This window comes from bacterium, from assembly GCA_024226335.1.
GTDB lineage: Bacteria > Myxococcota_A > UBA9160 > SZUA-336 > SZUA-336 > JAAELY01.
This window is the reverse complement of sequence record JAAELY010000218.1, coordinates 1-1838: the sequence shown is the minus strand read 5'-3', so window position 1 is coordinate 1838 and position 1838 is coordinate 1. Positions and strand designations below refer to the sequence as shown.

The following is a 1838-nucleotide window of genomic DNA, read 5'->3' as shown; positions in this document are numbered from 1 at the left end:
TGGTCGCCAAGTCGTTCACGCCGGGGCGCTCGACCCGCCTTCGCGAGGCGATCGTCGGGGGTCAGCCACGAGCTGGCGGCTTCCACCTCCGGGACGCCCCCCCCCGCCCGAGCGTCGCTGAACTACCGGAGTGTCAGTGTCTACCGGTGAGCCTCTCGAAAGAGCCGAACAAAGAGAGGATGCCGGAGTGCTGGAGGCGAGGACCGTGAAATCCAGGTCGGCGGCGATCGCCATCTTGATTGGGGTCGCCTTCTATAGCGGGGCGAAGCTTGGATGGGCTCTGAGTCTACCGCCCGATCACATCGCAACGTTCTGGCCACCCAATACGTTCGTTCTTGCTGCACTCCTACTGACGCAACGGCGGCGATGGTGGATCTGGTTTCTCGCGATGGCGCCGGCCTATCTCGCTTGGGCGCTGCAGAACGACTACTCAGTGCAGCGTACGCTCATCTTCTTTGCCGCAAACTGCACCGAGATCCTCCTCGCAGGTACCGCCCTGAGGCTCTCCCTGGGTCGCCGAATCAAGCTCGATCGGCTTCGTGACATGGTTCAATTCCTCCTCTGGGCCGTACTGATCGCACCCGCCATCTCTGCATCCATGGCTTCGCTCGTTACGTTTTCTGATCCCGAAGTCAGCACCTGGTTGGCTTGGCGAGTCTGGTTTCTCGGAAATGCGCTCGCGCATCTCGCGCTCACCCCAGTACTGATCGTGTGGATCGGCTTCGACCTTGGCCGGGTGAGGGATGTCAAGTTCGCTCGTCTGACCGAAGCCTCGGCTCTGGGACTGTCTCTATTGGTCGTGGGGATGCTCTCAACGGGAATCGAGATCGAATCTCGGGGAAACACTCCCGCCCTGTTGTACAGCCCGCTTCCGTTCCTCCTCTGGGCGACAATTCGTTTCGGATCGCGAGGGGCGTGCAGCGCAGTGTTTCTCACAACGCTCCTGACAATCTGGAATGCCATCAACGGCAATGGTCCCTTCACAGCCAACTCCGCGGCCGACAACGTCTTGTCGCTGCAGCTCTTCTTGATGGCATTCTCTCTTCCCGTATTGCTGATCGGCTCTCTCCAGTCCGAACGAGACCAGGCCAGAAAGAAACTGGAGAAGTACCAAGGCCAACTCGAGGTGTCGGTCGAGGAGAGCACAGCCGAGTTGCACGAAAGCCAGGGTCTTCTCCGCAGTATCCTCGAATCGATGACCGACGGAGTCCTGGTTCTGGACAAGGACTTTCACTACGTCTTCTGGAACAACGCGATGGAGGGGATATCCAATACGCCGCGGGAGCAGCTGATAGGGAGCGATCTCAGGCCATGGGACGTGTTTCCCCATCTGCGGCGGGAGGGTGCGGACGAGTTGATGCGCCAGGCGATGAGAGGCGATGGCGTGAGCCGCAACCACATTCCCTTTCGGCTCCCCGATGGGACGGAGGGCATCACGGACGAGATCTACCTCCCGCTCCAGGACGACTCGGGTCGAATCAATGGCATCGTGGGCGTGATTCGCGATGTCACCGAGCGCAGTCAGGCTGAGAAGGAGCGCGTGGAACTCGAGAGACGGGTTCAGCAGGCGCAGAAGATGGAGAGCCTTGGGGTTCTCGCCGGCGGTATCGCGCATGACTTCAACAACCTGCTCATGGGGATCCTCGGGCACGCCGATCTGGCGATGAGATCGCTCGAATCCAGTTCTCCGGCACGCGCCGATGTGAACGGGATCATCGAGTCCACCAAGCGTGCTTCCGATCTGACCAACCAGATGCTGGCCTATTCCGGCAAGGGTCGGTTCGTCGTCGAGGATCTCGACCTGAGTCGCCTGGTGCGCGAAATGATCAACCTGCTCG

Annotated in this window: 1 protein-coding gene; it reads left to right on the top strand. The window is 60.5% G+C overall.

The annotated features are described in order from the left end of the window. Window positions 1-205 precede the first annotated feature (205 nt). Window positions 206-1838, top strand: a 1633-nt coding sequence (locus tag GY725_10745) for a PAS domain-containing protein (protein MCP4004663.1), incomplete at its 3' end; no start/stop codon positions are given.